Genomic DNA, 18,517 nt, shown 5'->3' on the forward strand with positions numbered 1-18,517 from the left:
CATACACGCACAACTAAAAAGGTAATGCTCAAATACCTGTCGCGCATTCAGCAAACGGTCACCTTCATATCCGCGGAGTTAGTTACTTGCGTTTCTTTAGCTGCCAATGTTCGTGGCAAAGCAATTCCGCTTTGGGCTCATCGCGGACCTTGGAGGCAGCGCGGCATGCTGTGATAAAATTTTCCAGTCAACGTCGGGTTGTCGTTGTGGGCGGGCATGGCGGATCGGAGGATCAACCATGGAAACACCAAACTTACCTGCCATTCGTGCTCTTCGCCCAGCCTGGAACAAAGGACGCATCGTCGGCCAGAAGCGACCGCTGAAACCAAAACATGTCTGGGCAATCCGAGTTCGCCTCGAGCTTGCCGAAAATCATCGCGATCTTGCGCTCTTCAACATGGCAATCGACAGTAAGCTTCGCGGCTGCGATCTGGTGAAGATGAAGGTCGCCGATGTCATGTCATCGGGTCAGATTAAGGAACGGGCTTCGGTCCTTCAAAGCAAGACGCAGAAACCCGTGCGCTTTGAGATATCAGAGGGCACACGTGCCTCTGTTGAGAAGTGGATGGAAGATGAGCTGATGGTCGGTTCGGAGTACCTTTGGCCCGGCCGATTTCATGAACGCCTGTACATCTCGACACGCCAATATGCACGGATTGTCCGCGATTGGGTCACGTCGATCGGCCTCGAAGCAAGCGCCTACGGCACCCATTCCATGAGGAGAACCAAGGTCACTCAGATCTACAAGAAGACCGGAAACCTACGCGCTGTTCAGCTTCTGCTTGGCCATACTAAGATGGACAGTACAGTCCGGTATCTCGGCGTCGAACTCGAGGATGCCCTAGCAATCGCCGAAGCGATAGAGATCTAAAATCAACGGGCCGCTCTCGCGGGCGGCCCTAAGCGGACACCCAGCAGGCGTTCTTGATGCTGTAGTCGCAGCCCGCTTTGCGGTCATTCGCTGCATACGCAACATCAGGGCAAGATCGAACTCACGATCTGCAGGGCTTTGCAGACGTTCCCTTTGGAAGGCCATGTGCCCGCTTGGCTGAGGGACAACAAGTTTTATTTCAAAGTCGCATACTCATCTCATGCCATGCCATTCCTCCGTGGTCGGAGGCAGACCGCCTCAGATATCCATAGCCGAGCTTTTCATAGAGTGGCACATGATGCTCTTTGCACATCAGATGGATCGTCTCCTTGTTCATCTGCTGCATCCGCCTAACAAACTCATCCATCAGAGACCTTGAATGGCCCTTGCCTTGTTCGGTCGGGTCTACGACGACGGACATGATGACCACATTGGGAGCGTCAGGGTCGTGGCCGATAAGCTCCTTGAAGTCCTCGTCAGACATCTCAACCTCATGAGCGCATCCGCAGTTGATGAAGCCCACAACCGCTCCATCCACTTCGAGGATCAGAAAGCCATCGGGGTAGGTCTCAATCCGTTTGCAGATTTTGGCGTGTGTCGCAGCCTCTTCACCTTCGTAGGCGGAGATCTCGATTTCAAAGCAGCGATCCGCATCAGCGGTTTGGGCATTTCTAAAATTGCGCATACAAATCTCCCATGTGTCTTAGAGAGATATAGCCCAAGAAACTCGAAGCTGTCTTGCGGCCAGCAAAGCGTATCGATAACCAGCCAAAGGCGCGAATTGCAGCCTCAGCCGATTTCGGCTCGAACTGTTCATCTGACGGTTTCAGCAGGTCATAGGGTCGGTTTAGGCGGCACCAAGGTCCGGAAAACGGGACAAAATTGCCAGTCGCAGCACGCGCATAATCACGAAGAGTTTGCAAAAATCAGCGGCGAACGGCCGAAATGATGACGGACGGAGCCGGGACCAGAAAACCGCCATTGTGTTTAATACCTTGTGAGCGAGTACGTGCCGCCAAATCAGAGCGAATTGCATCTCGTTTTGTGACTGGCTGCGCTCCCAAAAGTGATGCTGCGCGAACGGCACCCTGATCAAAGGCATCAAACAAGCCTTCAGGTTGCTGCAGATACAGTTCTGAGGGCACGTCGATCAACTGAACCTCTGCAAATCCCGCTTTGGCGACCATAGGTTCAGCAGCTGAGCGGTCCACAAGCATATGGGCATCAGGTCCGAAGGGCAATGTGACCGAGGGGTCGCCCAGGCGTCCAACCGCATCGAACAACCAACCGAATGCACCATCTGATCCTTTCCCTCTCCAGATTGAAAACGCGATACGCCCGCCCGGTCTCAATACTCTTGCCGCTTCCGCCAAACCACGTTCAGGATCGGGAAAGTGCGGTACGCCAAAACCAATAGTGACAGCGTCAAAACTGTTATCGGCAAAGTCCATTGACATCGCATCTCCTTGGACAAAGGAAGCGCCCGGCACAGCAGATTGAGCAAGGGATATCATAGCCGCAGAAAAGTCGAGTCCAGTTACAGAAGCGCCTCTTGCCGAAAGTTCCGAAGCGACAACACCATGCCCGGTGCATAGATCAAGAACCGTTGACTTAGATCCAGCCGAAACCGCATCCGAAAGCCTTTGCGCAACAACGAGCGTAGCTCGGTCGAACCCATCTGCATAACCCTTGGCGATAGCTGGATTGGCCCAGCCTTCGCGCTCCATCTTTTCAAAATCATTGAGGTCGGTCATGCATCCTCCAAATCAAGTCAACGTAGCACCAACAGTTTTCTGAAGCTAATGGAAGCACTCTTGGCGCCGAACGACACCCTCCCGACAATTGCGTTATGACGTCTGCTGTGGGCTCTTCCAACCTTTTCGCCGCGATTTGCACCAAGGATCGGTCTGGGATGGGTCGACGTTCGCCGCGCGTCGCATGAACTGGTAATGTGCGGACTTTGCCGCCGTTGCTCTTCCGAATGTTTGCTGACGCAGCATTCGCTCGCCTGTGCGGCACGTTCATCGCTGCAGAGCAGCTGAAGTCGCCAGACCGGTCTTCCCTGACCAGATCGTTAATAACCAGTCGCACCGAGTCACAGGTGCGCAGTCTGCACGATCGTAAGCACTGTTTGACCGATGATCGCGTGGGGGGTCCAAGGAATGCGTTCTGCCGTGGTTCGAGCCACCGTGGCCAGACTCTGGTCCGCATCAGGCGCTCAACATGCGTCCACCTTTGTCGGAAATCCATATCGAGAAACGCCAACTAGGTAGCCCGACCGCGCGGGGCTGGATAAAGCTCTAACATGCGGGAGCAAAGCCTAATGCTCAGCCGTCTTCGGAACCGACCTGCGTGAGTAGAAGCCGCTTCTTTCTGTATGTCGACGCTGGCATTCCAACATATCGCCGGAAAGCATTTCGAAAACTCGACGTTTCTGTGTACCCAACCTCTCCGGCGATTTCGTCAATTGGCAGATCCGTAGTTTCCAGCATCTGTTTAGCTTCTTCGATCCGCAGTGTTTGAACGTAATCAACCGGGGTTTGCCCTGTGGCTTTTCGAAAACGGCGTAAAAGGCTACGTTCAGTCAAACCGCTTCTTGCTGCCATGGCGGCGACCGGCTTCGGTAATGCGTAGTTATCAGCGGCCCAAACCTGCGCGTCTGCAACTAGTGCATCATCGTGCTGTGTGCCAGCCGTCAGCGAGGCATAGTGCAACTGTCCTTCTGTATGGGGCTGCAACAGATAGATCTTGGCAATGCGACGGGCCTCGTCAGGGCCTGCGATGCGCCCGATCAGATAGAGCACGAGATCGCCCCAGGATGATGCGCCACCCGCTGTCACGATCCGGTGCCCTTCTCCCGCCGGAACCAGAATTCGTTCGCGACGCACTTTTATGTCGGGATACTGCCGCGCAATCACATCACAGAAACTCCAGTGGCTTGTCGCATCAAGACCGTCCAGCATCCCGGCCTCGGCGAGCAGATAAGCGCCGGAACAGACCGAGGTGATCAAGGCTCCGTCATCGCGTGCTTTCTTAAGCCAGGTAATCATCGGGGCGAATTCATCCGGGACACCAGTTCCCGGTGCGAAGTGAAAGTCTGGGACGATGACGAGATCGGGCTTTACAAAACTGTCCAGCGATCCATCCGGTGTGATGCGCCGTCCGTTGATGTCCTGATAGGCGGCGCCGTCACACGATATCAGAGCCGCATCAAAAACAGGCGGTTTAGGGGCCGTACCATGCAACATTTCCCAGTCACGTCCGACGGACGCCAGCGCGTCAAGAATGCAATAAGCGGTTGAGGTGCCGACACAGGGCATGGTCAGAACTGCAGTTCGGCAGGTGGATTTCTCTTGCAGCATCAGAGTGTCCGATATTCACCTATTTTGGAGTTTATTGGGCGTTACATCAAAAAACCTCGTTACGCAACGCCTCGTTCCTGACCAAAACGCGCACGATTGAGTGCCTCCAAGGGAGGGCGCTGGTCCGTAGCACAAGGGTGAGGGTGTCTGAAATTCACCGTTATTGGCATATCTGAGCATATCGCGACTCGGCCGCGGCTGCCAAACAGTCTCCAGCATTTAAGCCAAAACCCTGTCAGACCGGAGAATTCCAATGAACAAGCAACCCGCAATCACATTTGATACGGCCAAGGCTGAAGGATTTGCCGAACTCATGGGTGGCGCGCTGAACGCAGCCTCGCTGGCGCTTATGTCTTCGATCGGCCATCGCTCCGGCCTGTTTGACGCATTGGCAGCATTGCCCAATTCAACCTCGCGCGCGTTGTCTGACGGCGCGGCCCTGGCAGAGCGCTACGTTCGCGAATGGATGGGCGTGATGGTGACATCCGGGGTTGTGGAATATGACGCGAAGGCAGGAACCTATTTTCTGCCCCCTGAACACGCAGCCCTTCTCACCACTGCGGCGGCGCCCGACAATATGGCGGTCACCTGCCAGTTTATCGGCGTGATGGCGTCGGTCGAAGAAGAGATGGTTGCCCGGTTCCGCGATGGCGGTGGGACGCAGTATCACGATTACTGTCGCTTTCACGAAGTCATGGCCGAAGACAGTGCGCAGCTTGTGGTATCCGCGCTGATTGAACACATTCTGCCTCTAGACCCCGGGCTGATTGCACGGCTGGAAAGCGGCATTGACGTGCTTGACGTCGGGTGCGGCGCAGGCCGGGCGATGATGGAATTGGCCAAAGCCTTTCCAAACAGCCGGTTTGTCGGTGTCGATCTTTGCCCCGATGCCTTCGCGGTAACGCAGGTCACGGCACATCGGAACGGGCTTTCCAACCTATCCTTTCGTGGACAGGATCTGTCAGGCGTCACAACAATGGGCAGCTACGATCTGATCACTGCTTTTGACGCGGTCCATGACCAAAAGGACCCGCAAGGCCTACTGGATCTTGTGAAAAACTCTCTGGCCGATGACGGGCTGTTCCTGATGCAAGACATCGGCGGGTCACGTGATCTGGAAAAGAACATCGAGAACCCTTTTGCACCGCTGCTGTACAGCCTGTCTTTGATGCATTGCACGCCGGTTTCAATTGGTCAGGGCGGCCCCGGTCTTGGGGCGATGTGGGGGGTTGAAACCGCGCAAGAATACCTCGCCCGCGCGGGGTTTGATCGGGTTGAAACCCATCGCCTGCCTCACGACCCGCTCAACGCCTATTTTCTTGCGCGCCCTTAGCCTCAAAGCATCAACGGAGACACAAAATGACTATTCCCCCTAACGCACATGCCATCGTTATCGGTGCCGGATTGTCCGGCATGGCTGCGGCCACGGAACTGCTCAAACGCAGCGTCCCTGTCACCATCCTTGAGGCATCCGATCGCGTCGCTGACCCTTGGCGCGCGCGTCATCCTAGGCTTCGACTGAACATCCATCGCAATTTTACCCGCCTGCCGGGGCACCATGAGCCACGCGCAATGGACAGGTTTTTGCCTCGTGACGCTGTGGTTGACTATCTGGGCGACTACGCGGACGGGCTGAAAGAACACATTGTGTTTAATACGTCTGTCTTGTCCGTGCGTCGTGATGGCGATCATTGGCAAGTCAACACCAACAACGACAGATATACGTGCACTGATGTTGTCGTGGCCACAGGTCGCGAAAAAGTGCCCGAAATGCCCGTTTGGCCGGGACTGGAGGACTTTGGCGGCAAGGTGATCCATGCTGCAGAATTTGGCGATCCGTCGGACTATGACGGCAGGAATATCGTTGTTGTCGGGGCCGGAAACTCTGGTTCCGATGTGCTGAACCACCTCTCGCGCAGCAACCCCGGCCGGGTCTGGGTCGCCGTTCGTCATGGACCTTCGATCCTGCCGTCCAAAATTCTGGGCTTTTCACTGCAACGCATGGCGAACCTGTTTGCGCGTTTCCCAAAGTGGTCGCTCGATCCGGTATTTGGCTTCATGCAATGGACGTTTTTTGGCAATCTGCGGCGCCATGGCTTGCCGCGCCATAAGCTTGGCGGCGGCTCTCGCATGCTCAAGGATGGCGTGACATTTGCGCTGGATGACGGGTTTGTGGCTGCGCTGAAAGCGGGGCGCTTTGAGGCCGTGCCTCAGGTCGTTGGTTTTGGCGACTACACCGTCGAACTGGCCAATGGCCGTAAACTTCGCCCAGACGTTGTGATCTGTGCAACAGGCTACAGGCCTGATCTTGAGCGGCTTTTTGGTGAACTTGGTGCACTGGATGCCAAGGGCTATCCGCGGCAGCCGATGGGGCAGGAAGACGTCAACAATCCCGGCCTGTGGTTCACAGGCTATGCTCCCGTGTTTCAGGGGTTTTTCCATGCCGCCGGGGTAAGCGCGGTTCGCATCGCTTCGCAGGTGGCCGCCCGCACGGAAAGGGCACCCAATGCGCCGCACCAGCGGCAGGTTGCCCATCGTCCCCAGATGCAGCCCCGCTTCGCAAAAGGAGCAGAACAATGAGCATCACAAACAGCACCCATGTGCCCTATTCCAAACCAACAATCTTCTACAACGTTATGGCACGTTTTTGCATGTGGAGGGATCGGCGACGGCTTGCCCATAGGGGCCGCAGATTCGCAGAGCTGCCTCTCGGTCTGTTTCGGGATGTCGGGCTTGAACATCTCAGTGATCTCAAAACCGATCCAAAATTCCCGCATCGCATACTTTAGCAACGCAAGTCTCAATCGCCCCAAGTCCCAAAGGAAACCAAATGTCTATCTACAAGACTTGTAAATTGGCCACCGCCCCTGGATCAATCGGTTCGCTTACCGCAGCGACGCTGACGGGATACATTGCTGTAGCGGGTACTTCGCTGGCGCTGGTCTTGCTGCTGGCGCCAGGATCTACTCGGGCGGAAAACCTGATGCGAGCGCAATGGCCGGATAGCCTTCGGGACAGTGATTTCCTTTTTGAAGGCGCACCAGACGAAGCCCTCGTTGAGCTCGGGCGCAATCTGTTCTTCGACCCGATCCTTTCGGGCAATCGCAATATTTCCTGCGGGACCTGCCATGATCCGGCGCGCGGCAGCGGCGATGGCGTCGCCTTGTCTATAGGCGAAGGAGGGACCGGGTTTGGCCCGGAACGGCGGACCAAAGATGGCATCACCGAACGTATTCCGCGCAATGCACAGGCGTTATGGAACATCGGCGCTAAGGAGTACCTGTCGATGTTTCATGACGGGCGGGTGGAGCCTGATCCGGCGCACACCTTTCAAAGCGGGTTCTGGACACCCGCACGCGAACATCTGCCACAAGGGTTGGATAACCTATTGGCGGCGCAGGCCATGTTCCCAGTACTTTCCGCGTCTGAGATGGCAGGACAAAAAGGCGAAAACCCCGTGGCAACCGCAGTGGCCGAAGACAGGGTCACCGACGCTTGGGATTTGCTGGCAGCACGTCTGCAGGCCACACCAAAATACCAGGATTTGGCCCGCGCCGCCTTTCCCGATCTGGACGCGATTACCATGGTGGCAGCGGCCAATGCGCTGGCCGCATTTCAGTCCCGTGCTTTCCGCTCAGACAACAGCCCGTTTGATGCCTTCTTGCGCGGCGATCTTACGGCTTTGTCCGAGGACGCTCGCGCCGGGGCTGATTTGTTTTATGACAAGGCAAAATGTGCGGCCTGCCACATGGGCAAATTGCTGACTGATCACGAATTTCACGCCATTGCCGTGCCGCAAATCGGGCCGGGCAAAGGCCACGGTGAGGACAAGAGCCTTTGGCGGGCATCCGGGTTTGCCCGTGCCACAGAGGATGAGGGCCGTTATCGTGTATCATTCGACCCGACTGACCTCTTTGCGTTCCGCACGCCGTCCCTGCGGAATGTCACGCTCACGGGACCATGGGGGCATGACGGAGTTTTTGCTGATCTGGAAATGATGGTGCGCCATCATCTCGACAGCGTGGCCTCGCTGGAGGCATATGATGCCGATGCCACCGAATTACCGGTCATTGACCAGTTCATTGAACAGACCGGCAATGGATCGTCTTTGATCTTTCGCCCTGTGAATCCGAAACGGCGTACGGCCTTTGATCTGCGTGACACATGGGTGCAGAAATCTGATGCGTTGCGTGGAAGGATTGCACAGGCAAATACCCTGGCACCTGTGACGCTGAGTGATCGCGAAGTGGCCAGAATTATGGCCTTCCTCGAAGCATTGACGGATCCCTCTGCCAAAGATCGTTCTGATCTTATTCCGCGAAGCGTTCCCTCAGGACTTACTCCGCAGCCGACGCCGAAATTGCCGGACGGCTAAAGGCCCACTCCGCGACCTCCCAGCCCCATCTGCAATTTCACCAGAGCTCCGGCACCCGTACCCGCCGGTTCACCAGGCAGATTTGCCTCCCACCAACCAAAAGGACCCTAAAATGAAACCCATCTTTCTTATCAGCGCTGCCGCGCTTACCCTTACCACTGCGACCCAATCTGGCGCAGAGGACGCCACCAAGACCAGCTATGATCCGCCGGAAAGCATGTCGCTGACCTTTGTCTTTCACATTGACGACGGCATGGCCGAACAGGATGTGTTCTATGAAGAAGTCCCGGGCTCAGGAGAGGTGTTCCGTCCCACAGCGGCGACCCGCGATATGGACGCGCCGCTCTATGCGCCGGGGGTCGAAGTAAAACACAACTTTCTTGACACCAGTGATACAGGTCCATACCCCAAGGGCCGTCCGCTGGGACTAACCCTTGGCGAATGGTTCGCGGCCAAAGGCAGCGGCACATACACCTGTGAAAATGGTGTCGGCACCGTCGATTTGGCCTTTGAAAACCTGATCCCGAACGGAGTTTACACGATATGGCATGACTTCATGGTCTGGCCACCAACTGACCCGTTCATCGGCACCTATGATCTGCCATTTGGCGCCCGCGATGGATCTGAAAATACTTTTATCGCCAATGCCGACGGGTCCGCTGATTTTGAGCGCACGATCACACCCTGTCTTCAGCTCAGCGGCGAACATCTTGCTGCCGACCTGGGTCTGGCGTGGCACTCCGATGGCAAGACCTATGGTCCGCTGCCGGGCGAATTTTCGACCGTCACGCATGTTCAGATGTATGTCGCGCTGCCTGAACGCACCGGTCTCTGAGGCTGCGTATTGGAGCGGGTTTTGTGCCCGCTCCGATCATTGGAAGCAGGTGCAAATTGTCATGTAATACAACACACCGCTTCCACGTCTTGCCCCGCTCAACAGATGTGAGACGCAACGATAGATGTCCGAGGCTTGCCGGACTGGTTGCCGGTTGTGCAAACCACCTCCCGTCTGGGCAAGCTATGCTACGAGGCCAAGACATGACTTCACCCGCAAGAACCGCCCCAACAAGGAGCCCAGCCATGAAGATCATTTGCATTGACCAGGATGAAACCGGAGGCTCACGATTTTTGGATCATGCCTGGGTTCTGGAAGAAGGCAGTTTCACGCCGCCCTCTCCATCGGGATACCGCATCTCGCCACCGTTGGACGCCGAGAGAATTCTGATGATGCATCATCCCGCAGGTTATGTGGATGCATGGCACACCGCGCCAGCCGTGGTTCTTGGGACGGTCCTGCGCGGGACCGTGCGCATAGAAACCAGCAATCTGGATACGCGGATTTTGCAGGTTGGGGATCAGTTTCTGGCGCGTGATCTTCAGGGGAAAGGTCATCGCATGTTTGAGGTGAATGAAGGACCTTATGATCTGGCTCTTGTTGTACTCACACAAGCACCCGTCGCGGTCGATTGTTTCCAATGAAGCTGTATTACTACCCAGACGCCTGTTCGCTTGTCGTCAATATTGCCCTGCGGGCGGCAAACATTCCGTTTGATTTGATCGAAGTTGACTACGCTTCTCGTCAATTGCGGGATGGTTCCGACTTTTCCAAAATCAACGCAAAGGCCTATGTCCCGGCATTGGTGCTGGATGATGGGAGTTGCCTGACAGAGGTGATTGCCATTCTGGACTGGATCGACTTCAAAGCACCAAAGGCCGCGCTGCTGGGCCTGCAAGGGACCACTTGGCGACAAGAGGCCATGACTTGGCTTGTTTTTGTTGCGACAGAAATCCACAAAAGCTTCAGCCCGCTATTTCGCCCGAACACCCCGCGAGAGTTCCTTGTGCCCGGTCAACATCACCTGAAAAACCGGTTGTCCGTCATTGAGACACAATTGACGGGGCGGCAATATTTGTGTGCAGACACTCCCAATGGTGCAGATTATTACATGTATGTTATGTCTCGCTGGATATGCGACTCTGGGCTTTGCACCCGTGATTGGCCTGCCATACGAGCCCACGCAAATCGGATCGAAACGCTAACCTACGTTCAGGATGCGCTTGCCTCTGATATCAGATGACGCGGAGTCTGTTCTCGCAAGGTTTTTGCTACACAAGAGAAATGAACCATGGATATCGCGGAACTATCGGCCCGCCTGATGGGTATGGATGACGCCACCTGGCAACGACATGCGAACCCGTGGAGTGGTTGGTCGCGCATGACAATCCTTCCGCTCTTTTGCCTGGCTATCTGGAGCCGAGTCTGGCTGGGCTGGGGCGCACTTTGGTTCGTTCTGGCCGTTGTCATTTGGACCTGGCTCAATCCACGCTTGTTTGGCCCGCCGCAGCATCACGACGCCTGGATGACCAAAGGTGTGCTGGGTGAGCGTATTTGGCTTAATCGCAAAACGGCGTCGATCCCCATCCATCATGCACAAGTCATAAGTCGTTTGACATATGCCGCCGCGCTCGGGGTCGTCATTCTCGCAGTCGGGCTTTGGCGGCTCGAATTGGGTTGGGTATTCGTAGGCTCGACGCTGGCTATAGGTGCAAAGCTCTGGTTTCTGGACCGCATGGTTTGGCTGCTGGCTGACACGAGTGACTGAGCCCTCAATGCTCATTTCTGCAGACAGAACTGAGGAAATCGGTGCATCAGCTGAACTTGACCGTCAATGTCTTACCAGCGCTTTCGCAATCTCTCGCAGGTGTCTGTGACCTGTTCCACAGCAACCGCCGAAAATGTCCATATGCGGGTAGCGTTCCGTCAGGCTGAACAGTTGTGAGCCAAGTTCGACAGGATCGCCATCCTCAATGTGGTGCAATTTGCACAGGGCCAGCTTCTCCATCTTCGACGCATTCGGGCGCACGCCGCGCAGCCGTTTGATCCAGTTTCCGTTCTCAAGGGCCGGTTCGTATTCAAGCGGGTGGGAACAATTGACAATGTAGTACTCCGGCGCCGCCTCTCCGGCCTGCATGTCGATTTCAACTATGGCCTCGGCAAGCGTGGGGCCTGATTTCAGCCTGCACGTACTGTCGAGCGTCAAAGAAACCGACAATGGCAGACCGATCCGTTCCGCCGCGCGTAGGGCACCAACAGATTCCTCGATATTGTTGAATGTCAGTGCGCTGACGAAATCCACATCTGCCCGCTTCAATGTCTCCAGTTGAACGGCGTGATACTCTTCGGCGGATTCGGCGGTGATTTCCTGATTGAGGCTATAGGCATCGCCGCGTGGCCCGAGAATTCCGCCAATCAGAAGGTTTGGAATATCACCTTCATACCCTTTTGAAATTTCGCGGAGAAGCTCAATTGCGGCAATATTTGCATCTGCCAAGCTTGACGCTGAATAGCCCAGTTTTGCACCCCAGTCCGGGCTGGCGCGATAGTCAAAGCCGGTCAGCAGAAACGACAAGCCAAATTCGGCAGCAACATCAAGCTGCTGAGAAATCACATCTCGCATTGCGGAAACAGCCCGAGGATTGTCCATAAGCGGTAGCATTGAAAACTCAGGCAATTCAAACCCATGGCGATACATGATTTCTGTTTCTGTACCGCCTTCGGTCAGAAAGAACTCGCCGGAACCCATTGGTGGAAGTGGGGATTGAACGGTCATATTAGACCTCCGGCTGAATGTTCTGGTTAAAGCGAAACCGGTTTTCAGGGTCATATTTGATCTTGATCTTGACCAACCGCTGATAATTCGCGCCAAACGTAGCCCGCGTCAACGCGTCCCCGTCCTCTCCATGGCCAGGAAAGTTCAGATAGGCCCGGCCGTGATGACCGTACGGTTCAGCGCTTTCCCAGCCCTGACGTGACCAGCCAATATTGGCCGCATCGTCACCCGGATCTGACCACACGCCATCCAGGGAATACATCCAGCCCATGGATCGGTCACCAAAGGCCGTTGCCTCTGCCGCGACTGCTGCCGTGGCACCACCAAAGTTCCACAAAGACGAGATCGAGTTGTCCGAAGGGGCAGCGGAAGCGTTCTTCATCGCCAGATCAATCATTTCATCCGACAATTCCGACAGGTAGCGCGCCTTCCAGTAGCACCGATATTCTCCGGCTGGCATCAGCGTGTCAAAGAGCTGTTGCACATCACAATAATTCATTCGGCTCGAGAAGTCGGTCACCATATTGCCGAGTTCACTAAGGGGTTGCAGCAACGCCTCTCCCTCGGCGGCATCTCCGTTGTAGACACAAGCCAAAGTATAGACGCGTTTTCCCCAGCTTTCCTCTGGGAAGTCTTCACCGCCCGCCGTTGAAAACTCGCACAGTGATCCAACTAGATCACCGTGTTTCGCCAGAAAGTCGCGCCATGCCCGGATGGGTCCAGGCCCGTCCTCAACAGCATAGATCGGGGCAGCAAACATGACTTCGGGGCCGATGGGATGCAGGGCAAAGTCAAACCGGACAACCACTCCAAAGTTGCCGCCACCGCCCTTGAGTGCCCAGAGCAGTTCAGGGTTTTCTTTTGCATTCGTGTGAACCAACTTACCATCGGCGGTCACCACATCTGCCGCAACAAGATTGTCAATCGACAACCCATGCTTGGCCCTCAGCCAGCCGATCCCACCTGACAGGGTCAATCCGGCAACACCGGTATCCGAGATCAGGCCACCGGGTGTTGCCAAACCATGGGCCTGGCTTGCTTCGTCCACGTCCCGCCAAAGCGCTCCGCCTTCCACCGATGCGGTGCGATTGTCGGCATCCACAGTCACGTTGCGCATCAGTCTGAGGTCGATCATCAGACCCTCGTCGCAAACTGCATGGCCCGCAACATTGTGGCCCCCCGCGCGAATAGAGATTGGAAGATCGTTGTTGCGCGCGTGATTAACAGCGGCGACAACGTCATCTGCATTCCGGCAGCGTACGATCATTGCAGGCTTCCGGTCGATCATCGCGTTCCACACGGCGCGCGTCTCATCAAACTCTGCCATGCCGGGCATCAATGTCTCAGCTTTGAGTCCGACAGGTGATAAATTCTGGTCTGTATCCATACTGTTCATAATGCAATTCCCTTTGTGATCTTCTGGGATGCTATGCCACTGGCGGCACCCACATCAGTGGCAAGATGGCCAAAGATGCGGCATACTGGACAAACGAATATGGCAAACTTGCCAAAACCGTGCCATTTCAGACAGGAGGGTTATATGGACACCGCCAAAAAACCGCTCATCGTGCTGCTCGCCGCCCCGGAAACATCCGCATCGGTCCTCTATGGGCTCTACGATGTCCTGATGTCAGCAGGTGCAGTTTATCCGGATATGGTGACCGGTGCCCCGGGTGATGAACTTCTGGATGTCCGCATCGTATCCGCAGATGGCAAGCCTTTTCACTGTATCGGCAATATCCCGGTGGAGCCACAAAGCTCCATTGGCGAAATTGACGATGCCGACGCTGTTGTGATCTGCGACCTGTACACATCGATTTATGATGTGCCCAAAGGTCGATATCCACGCGAAGTCGACTGGCTCAAGCGGATGCACCAGCAGGGGGCGTTACTGACATCGGTGTGTTCCGGCTCCTTGTTGCTCGCGGAGTCCGGGTTGCTGAATGGCCATCAGGCGACTGCACATTGGGCCTATCGCGATATGTTTCAGCGCCATTTTCCCAAGATTACATTTCGCAATGAAACAGTACTTTGCCTGGCAGCTGAGGCTGACCGGATCGTAACCGCAGGTGGGGTCACCGCCTGGCATGACCTCACGGTCTATCTGATTGCACGATATTGTGGTTACCAAACCGCGATTGAAACCGCCAAGGTCTTCCTGTTCAGTGGGCACGCCGAAGGTCAGTCACCCTATTCGGTGATGACCCGCCCGATGGAATCAAACGATGGTCCGATCTCTGATTGCCAGGTTTGGATCGCGGATCATTACGCCTCTGCCAAGCCGGTTGAGAAGATGGTTGAGCGGTCGGGGTTGAATGCACGGACCTTTTCGCGAAGATTTCGCATGGCGACGGGCTTTGCCCCGATCGAGTATGTTCAGGCGCTTCGCGTCGAAGAAGCCAAACAAATGCTGGAGACTGATGAGCTTTCAAATGACGATGTCGGAGCGGCTGTTGGATATGAGGATCCGGCATCCTTTCGGCGCGTATTCAAACGCGGTACCGGTTTGTCGCCGGCGGCATACAGGAAGAAATTCCAGCGTATCTCTCAAATCGCCCGTCCGCATTGAGTATTGCTTAAACCCGAAGTGAACCAAAGATCTTTCACACAAGTGCTACGAACTCACAGATAGTTTGCCGCTATGTAAGTCTGCAGTTTCAGATTTGGCGGGGCCCGCATGAATGACCCGTTGTCCTGCTGCGTCGCAGCGCACCAGTTTGTGCTACTTCGACATTTCTTATGATGCGAGCGTACGCAACGAGAATTCGACAGTTCCGTTGTGGGCTCGAGGCAGACGTTCGCAAAATCGCGATGTATGTCCGCTTTGCGGACATTGCTGCCGTTCATGCACGACGCAGCATTCCTAAATGATCTGTTTTGTAGCTGGGGCAAAACAAACCTTGATGAGTTTTAACATGGAGGTACGATTGAACTGCGCCGATCTCTGTTGCTTAACGTCATGTCCACGCCCGAACTGGGTGGTATCAATCCGGTCTCAAACCCTCTATGGCTGCCTGAAACCAAGTGAGGACACCCAATGCCTAAATCCAAAAAGCCCAAGGCAAAGCGCCCGGGTGCAAACCCTGTCAAGAAGCCTGCTTGGCATCAAGCGCTCAACGGCACTGCCGGACGACATGGGGAGAGGCCAACTAAGACTGGCAAAAAGGCACAGAATAAATCGGCATAGGCCGACTGCAATTTTACAGTGACTTGGTGAGATAGCCGCATTGGGCATCTTGGCAACTGCGAAACAGGAGTTGCGCCGGTGGTAGAGCCAGAAACATTTGCGTTCCTTGCGGATCTCGGAATGAACAACCGCAAAGCCTGGATGGACGAGCACCGCGAAGAACGCGACGACGCCTTGCGCAATTTCGCTGGTATCGCAATGACACTGCACGACTATGCTGATCGCTTTGATCCTTTCGTCGCTGAGGCGGGGATCAAACCAAAGCGAAGCTACACCAAGTTCTTTCAGGAGCCGCGAGACCGCATCGGGCGTGCACTATACCGCTCGGACGTGGATGTTTTTGCCAATGCTGGTAATCCCGCAGAGGACTTCGGATACTACCTCCACATCGAGCCAGGGAATTGCCACGCGGGTGCAGCATTATTCCAACCATCCAAGGCCGCGCTCGCTCGTTTGCGGATGCGTTTGGTCGATGATCCGAACGGCATGAGTGCCATCTTGGCTGGCCCTGAGTTCAAAAAGACTTTCCCAGACGGAATTGTCACGCGAAAGGCGTTGGGCACTGTGCCGGAAGGCTTTGCAAGTAGCGACCCCGCCGCACCCTATTTGAAAATGGCTGGCCTGGGATGCCGCAAAGATTTGCCGGACGCTCTGCTGCTTGAAGACGAGGTAATCGATCTGCTGGTCGTGATCTTTCGGGCCGCCAGCCCGCTGGTGCGCTACTTCGACTGAGCCACATCAGAAAATTTGTGCGAGCGGAGTTGTTTTCGTGTGATAACACTACATCCTTGAATACCGACAGCGATCTCGATCCAAATAGCCCGTTGATACGTAAAACCCCCGATGCCATCGGACAACGGGGGCTGTTTTTCAGCGTCGGGAAATGACCTATGTCACCCTTCGCGTTCCATCTTCTTACGTGCCAGCTTACGGGCGCGGCGGATCGCTTCAGCTTTCTGGCGTGCGTTTTTCTCGGACGGCTTCTCGAAATGTTGCTTGAGCTTCATTTCACGGAAAACGCCTTCCTTCTGGAGCTTTTTCTTAAGAACCCGAAGGGCCTGATCGACATTGTTGTCGCGAACACTAACCTGCATGTGGTTTACACCACCTTTCTAGTCTGAAGTTTGCAATGATTTGCAGGAATAGGCCAAATAGCAATCTTGTCCTGGATTGTACAGCATAACGGGTGCAGGTTGGGTTGAGGGTAATCGTCATGCTCATGGCATCTGTCATTCAGACTTGATGGTATCAAGTTTGCACACGGCCCATTTCCCTGTTTGGAACCATTGCGCAATTCAGCACGGTCACGGATGTCACGCTGGACGATTTGAAGATTGAGCTGTTTTTTCCGGCCGACGACCAAAGTGCCAAATTTCTGCGTGATCTTGCCCACGTGGCTGCCAATTAGATGGTGGTTTGACTAGAGCCCACCACGTCCCGGCGAACCCCGTTCATTCCTGACCTTGGAAGGGTTCCTGCCATTGCGGCCCTGAACTGCCGTTGGACGATGATTGCCGTCGCTGCGGTGCGGCCCGTCAGAGGAGACATTCGCTGCAGTAGCAAAATTTGGTGACTGCCGAATTCACAGCCTGCGCAACAAGACAGTCATAAGCGTCCCGTGGCGCTTATGACTGCTTTCGGTACGCTCTTCGCGAAATGTTAGAACGAAACGGATATGCAGTTTGCCGCGATCCAAAGCCCAATTCCAAAGCTGAGATGTGCAATGACGCTCTTGAGCCGCGCAGCTCGTGGGTCGGGCGTCAACCGCGCCGCCAGCCCCGCTCCCATGCCCGGCTGAAGGATCAGAAAAGGCGCGAGCACTGTTAGTATTCCAAACGCAATTGCAGGCAGCAGGCTCGGCGCTTCAAGCCAGCCCCGACCAACCACGGCAAGAAAACCCAACGCGAACACCACGCCCGTCAGATAATGTGCGCTCCAGCCCAGCAAACGTTCCGCCGGAACAGGGTCGCTGGCCATGATGTGCCTAAGAACAAACCGCCCCTGCGCGACATGGCCGAGCCAACGGCCCACCATCGCGTAGTTGAGCGATTGCTGAGAGAAGATCAGCTTCTGGGAAAGGGCAACCATATCCATGAAGGCTGTCGCGCCGATGCCGATAAGAACCGCGCTGAAGAAAGTTTCTGTTGTCATGGAGGTATCGACCTTAGTTTCTGTTGATGTTTTGCAGTGGAAGGGCAACATGCAACTTCAAGTCCACTTGAGGTCAAGACTATGCTCGACATTTCCGAACTCTCTCGCGAAAGCGGATTTTCTCCGTCAAAACTCCGCTATTATGAAGAGGTTGGCCTGATCCGGTCGGTGGGTCGACGGGGGTTGAAACGTCTCTATGAGGATGAGGTGAAGACGCGAATATCCCTCATCTCTCTGGCGCAAACCGCCGGGTTTTCACTCGGCGAGATCAAAGAGACGATGGGTTCAGAAGGCAGGCCTGATCTGGATCGTACTGTTCTGGAAGCAAAGGCCGATGCAATTGACGTAAAAATTAAGGAACTGACGGCCTTACGGGACGGCCTTCGCCATGTCATGAATTGCACCGCCGAAAACCATCTGGATTGCCCCCGGTTTCAGCGCTTCATCCGTGTTGCACTGACGAAGAAGCAGGTTGATGCGAAACGTTCCAAAAAGAATCCTGACAAAGGGTGAAGGGATTGAGCGTGGACCCCGATCCACCATTTTTGGACTGTTGACGGGTCAAGATATTAGGAGCACTTCCGCCCGGACGTCACGCGTTCCTGGGATTCAGTGCGGTAATTCGCTGAATGGACAAACATCGTCCTCGAACGGAACATGCCGTCTCCGGAACGATGTTCCCTCGACGATTTCGGGGTGGCTGATCCGATCCATGCGAAAATGCCGGAAATCCTCACGGCTGGAATCCCAGGCTACGAGATACCAAAGCGGCGGCAGGATGAGCATAGCTTGCGGTTCCACTTCGCGACTCGTTTCCGCGCCTTTGGCGTCCCGGTAGCCGAAGCGCAGGTTTTGCCGTTGCAGAAACGCGGTTTCGAAGGGTTCTGTTGCAATCTTTTGACTATTGACGCGCTTGAATGCAGACGATGAATGATAGCCGGTGTATTCAGTCGAGAACCT

At 55.3% G+C, this 18,517-nt stretch carries 19 protein-coding genes; 11 read left to right on the forward strand and 8 right to left on the reverse strand.

Going from position 1 to position 18,517, the window contains the following annotated elements; genetic code table 11:
• Nucleotides 1-238 precede the first annotated feature (238 nt).
• A complete protein-coding gene (locus AC2FI9_RS21845; protein ID WP_171329876.1) occupies nt 239-871 on the forward strand; it encodes a tyrosine-type recombinase/integrase in 633 nt (210 codons plus the stop codon).
• 199 nt (nt 872-1,070) lie between these two features.
• On the opposite strand, the gene AC2FI9_RS21850 is transcribed toward AC2FI9_RS21845, so the two are convergent.
• From AC2FI9_RS21850 to AC2FI9_RS21860, 3 genes are all read right to left on the reverse strand, one after another.
• Entirely contained in the window at nt 1,071-1,556 is a 486-nt protein-coding gene (locus AC2FI9_RS21850; protein WP_496737736.1) for a GNAT family N-acetyltransferase, read from the reverse strand.
• Between the two features lie 241 nt (nt 1,557-1,797).
• Nucleotides 1,798-2,625: a class I SAM-dependent methyltransferase gene (locus tag AC2FI9_RS21855; RefSeq protein WP_496737737.1), complete on the reverse strand. Its 828-nt coding sequence runs from the start codon at nt 2,623-2,625 to the stop codon at nt 1,798-1,800.
• A gap of 573 nt (nt 2,626-3,198) precedes the next feature.
• Complete coding sequence (locus AC2FI9_RS21860; protein WP_372574889.1) at nt 3,199-4,233, reverse strand: GlxA family transcriptional regulator; 1,035 nt, start codon at nt 4,231-4,233, stop codon at nt 3,199-3,201.
• Between the two features lie 253 nt (nt 4,234-4,486).
• On the opposite strand from AC2FI9_RS21860, the gene AC2FI9_RS21865 reads away from it, so the two are divergent.
• From AC2FI9_RS21865 to AC2FI9_RS21895, 7 genes are all read left to right on the forward strand, one after another.
• Complete coding sequence (locus tag AC2FI9_RS21865) at nt 4,487-5,566, forward strand: class I SAM-dependent methyltransferase (protein ID WP_496770731.1); 1,080 nt, start codon at nt 4,487-4,489, stop codon at nt 5,564-5,566.
• Between the two features lie 26 nt (nt 5,567-5,592).
• Entirely contained in the window at nt 5,593-6,813 is a 1,221-nt protein-coding gene (locus tag AC2FI9_RS21870; protein WP_496714161.1) for a flavin-containing monooxygenase, read from the forward strand.
• Nucleotides 6,814-7,063: 250 nt separating this feature from the next.
• A complete protein-coding gene (locus tag AC2FI9_RS21875) occupies nt 7,064-8,608 on the forward strand; it encodes a cytochrome-c peroxidase (protein ID WP_372574886.1) in 1,545 nt (514 codons plus the stop codon).
• Nucleotides 8,609-8,720: 112 nt separating this feature from the next.
• Nucleotides 8,721-9,443 carry a hypothetical protein gene (locus AC2FI9_RS21880; RefSeq protein ID WP_496737743.1) on the forward strand — a complete coding sequence of 241 codons (723 nt, stop codon included), beginning with the start codon at nt 8,721-8,723 and terminating at the stop codon, nt 9,441-9,443.
• A 245-nt stretch (nt 9,444-9,688) separates the two neighbouring features.
• Entirely contained in the window at nt 9,689-10,087 is a 399-nt protein-coding gene (locus tag AC2FI9_RS21885; protein WP_372574884.1) for a cupin domain-containing protein, read from the forward strand.
• Nucleotides 10,084-10,686, forward strand: coding sequence for a glutathione S-transferase N-terminal domain-containing protein (locus tag AC2FI9_RS21890; protein WP_372574883.1), 603 nt, complete (start codon nt 10,084-10,086; stop codon nt 10,684-10,686). Before AC2FI9_RS21885 ends, AC2FI9_RS21890 begins: the two co-directional genes overlap by 4 nt.
• A gap of 48 nt (nt 10,687-10,734) precedes the next feature.
• Nucleotides 10,735-11,211 (forward strand): DUF6653 family protein, encoded by a 477-nt coding sequence (locus AC2FI9_RS21895; RefSeq protein WP_372574882.1) that lies wholly within the window; start codon nt 10,735-10,737, stop codon nt 11,209-11,211.
• 63 nt (nt 11,212-11,274) lie between these two features.
• Here the strand turns inward: AC2FI9_RS21895 and AC2FI9_RS21900 are convergent, their stop codons facing one another.
• Both AC2FI9_RS21900 and AC2FI9_RS21905 read right to left on the reverse strand, forming a co-directional pair.
• Nucleotides 11,275-12,219 carry a homocysteine S-methyltransferase family protein gene (locus AC2FI9_RS21900; RefSeq protein ID WP_372574881.1) on the reverse strand — a complete coding sequence of 315 codons (945 nt, stop codon included), beginning with the start codon at nt 12,217-12,219 and terminating at the stop codon, nt 11,275-11,277.
• A 1-nt stretch (nt 12,220) separates the two neighbouring features.
• Complete coding sequence (locus tag AC2FI9_RS21905; protein ID WP_496737744.1) at nt 12,221-13,615, reverse strand: FAD-binding oxidoreductase; 1,395 nt, start codon at nt 13,613-13,615, stop codon at nt 12,221-12,223.
• A 144-nt stretch (nt 13,616-13,759) separates the two neighbouring features.
• On the opposite strand from AC2FI9_RS21905, the gene AC2FI9_RS21910 reads away from it, so the two are divergent.
• Nucleotides 13,760-14,788 (forward strand): GlxA family transcriptional regulator, encoded by a 1,029-nt coding sequence (locus AC2FI9_RS21910; protein WP_372574879.1) that lies wholly within the window; start codon nt 13,760-13,762, stop codon nt 14,786-14,788.
• 696 nt (nt 14,789-15,484) lie between these two features.
• Nucleotides 15,485-16,138 (forward strand): DUF2461 domain-containing protein, encoded by a 654-nt coding sequence (locus tag AC2FI9_RS21915; RefSeq protein ID WP_496737745.1) that lies wholly within the window; start codon nt 15,485-15,487, stop codon nt 16,136-16,138.
• A 161-nt stretch (nt 16,139-16,299) separates the two neighbouring features.
• Here the strand turns inward: AC2FI9_RS21915 and rpsU are convergent, their stop codons facing one another.
• Nucleotides 16,300-16,500, reverse strand: a complete 201-nt coding sequence (rpsU, locus tag AC2FI9_RS21920) for a 30S ribosomal protein S21 (RefSeq protein ID WP_496737746.1) — start codon at nt 16,498-16,500, stop codon at nt 16,300-16,302.
• A 565-nt stretch (nt 16,501-17,065) separates the two neighbouring features.
• Nucleotides 17,066-17,557, reverse strand: a complete 492-nt coding sequence (locus tag AC2FI9_RS21925; protein WP_496770733.1) for a DUF2938 domain-containing protein — start codon at nt 17,555-17,557, stop codon at nt 17,066-17,068.
• Between the two features lie 81 nt (nt 17,558-17,638).
• Between AC2FI9_RS21925 and AC2FI9_RS21930 the strand changes: the two genes are divergently transcribed.
• Nucleotides 17,639-18,070, forward strand: coding sequence for a helix-turn-helix domain-containing protein (locus AC2FI9_RS21930; protein ID WP_496770735.1), 432 nt, complete (start codon nt 17,639-17,641; stop codon nt 18,068-18,070).
• Nucleotides 18,071-18,166: 96 nt separating this feature from the next.
• On the opposite strand, the gene AC2FI9_RS21935 is transcribed toward AC2FI9_RS21930, so the two are convergent.
• The coding region (locus AC2FI9_RS21935) for a helix-turn-helix transcriptional regulator (RefSeq protein ID WP_496770737.1) at nt 18,167-18,517 on the reverse strand (351 nt) is incomplete at its 5' end.

The sequence above is a fragment of the Ruegeria sp. CDSA246 genome (assembly GCF_059611225.1).

What these genes read in the sequence shown, in the direction of transcription:
- AC2FI9_RS21895 (WP_372574882.1), top strand. Translation starts at nt 10,735, where the DNA reads ATGGATATCGCGGAACTATCGGCCCGCCTGATGGGTATGGATGACGCC.
- AC2FI9_RS21880 (WP_496737743.1), top strand. Translation starts at nt 8,721, where the DNA reads ATGAAACCCATCTTTCTTATCAGCGCTGCCGCGCTTACCCTTACCACT.
- AC2FI9_RS21865 (WP_496770731.1), top strand. Translation starts at nt 4,487, where the DNA reads ATGAACAAGCAACCCGCAATCACATTTGATACGGCCAAGGCTGAAGGA.
- AC2FI9_RS21875 (WP_372574886.1), top strand. Translation starts at nt 7,064, where the DNA reads ATGTCTATCTACAAGACTTGTAAATTGGCCACCGCCCCTGGATCAATC.
- AC2FI9_RS21905 (WP_496737744.1), bottom strand. Translation starts at nt 13,615, where the DNA reads ATGAACAGTATGGATACAGACCAGAATTTATCACCTGTCGGACTCAAA.
- AC2FI9_RS21860 (WP_372574889.1), bottom strand. Translation starts at nt 4,233, where the DNA reads ATGCTGCAAGAGAAATCCACCTGCCGAACTGCAGTTCTGACCATGCCC.
- AC2FI9_RS21910 (WP_372574879.1), top strand. Translation starts at nt 13,760, where the DNA reads ATGGACACCGCCAAAAAACCGCTCATCGTGCTGCTCGCCGCCCCGGAA.
- AC2FI9_RS21885 (WP_372574884.1), top strand. Translation starts at nt 9,689, where the DNA reads ATGAAGATCATTTGCATTGACCAGGATGAAACCGGAGGCTCACGATTT.
- AC2FI9_RS21900 (WP_372574881.1), bottom strand. Translation starts at nt 12,219, where the DNA reads ATGACCGTTCAATCCCCACTTCCACCAATGGGTTCCGGCGAGTTCTTT.
- AC2FI9_RS21855 (WP_496737737.1), bottom strand. Translation starts at nt 2,625, where the DNA reads ATGACCGACCTCAATGATTTTGAAAAGATGGAGCGCGAAGGCTGGGCC.
- rpsU (WP_496737746.1), bottom strand. Translation starts at nt 16,500, where the DNA reads ATGCAGGTTAGTGTTCGCGACAACAATGTCGATCAGGCCCTTCGGGTT.
- AC2FI9_RS21870 (WP_496714161.1), top strand. Translation starts at nt 5,593, where the DNA reads ATGACTATTCCCCCTAACGCACATGCCATCGTTATCGGTGCCGGATTG.
- AC2FI9_RS21845 (WP_171329876.1), top strand. Translation starts at nt 239, where the DNA reads ATGGAAACACCAAACTTACCTGCCATTCGTGCTCTTCGCCCAGCCTGG.
- AC2FI9_RS21850 (WP_496737736.1), bottom strand. Translation starts at nt 1,556, where the DNA reads ATGCGCAATTTTAGAAATGCCCAAACCGCTGATGCGGATCGCTGCTTT.
- AC2FI9_RS21890 (WP_372574883.1), top strand. Translation starts at nt 10,084, where the DNA reads ATGAAGCTGTATTACTACCCAGACGCCTGTTCGCTTGTCGTCAATATT.
- AC2FI9_RS21925 (WP_496770733.1), bottom strand. Translation starts at nt 17,557, where the DNA reads ATGACAACAGAAACTTTCTTCAGCGCGGTTCTTATCGGCATCGGCGCG.
- AC2FI9_RS21930 (WP_496770735.1), top strand. Translation starts at nt 17,639, where the DNA reads ATGCTCGACATTTCCGAACTCTCTCGCGAAAGCGGATTTTCTCCGTCA.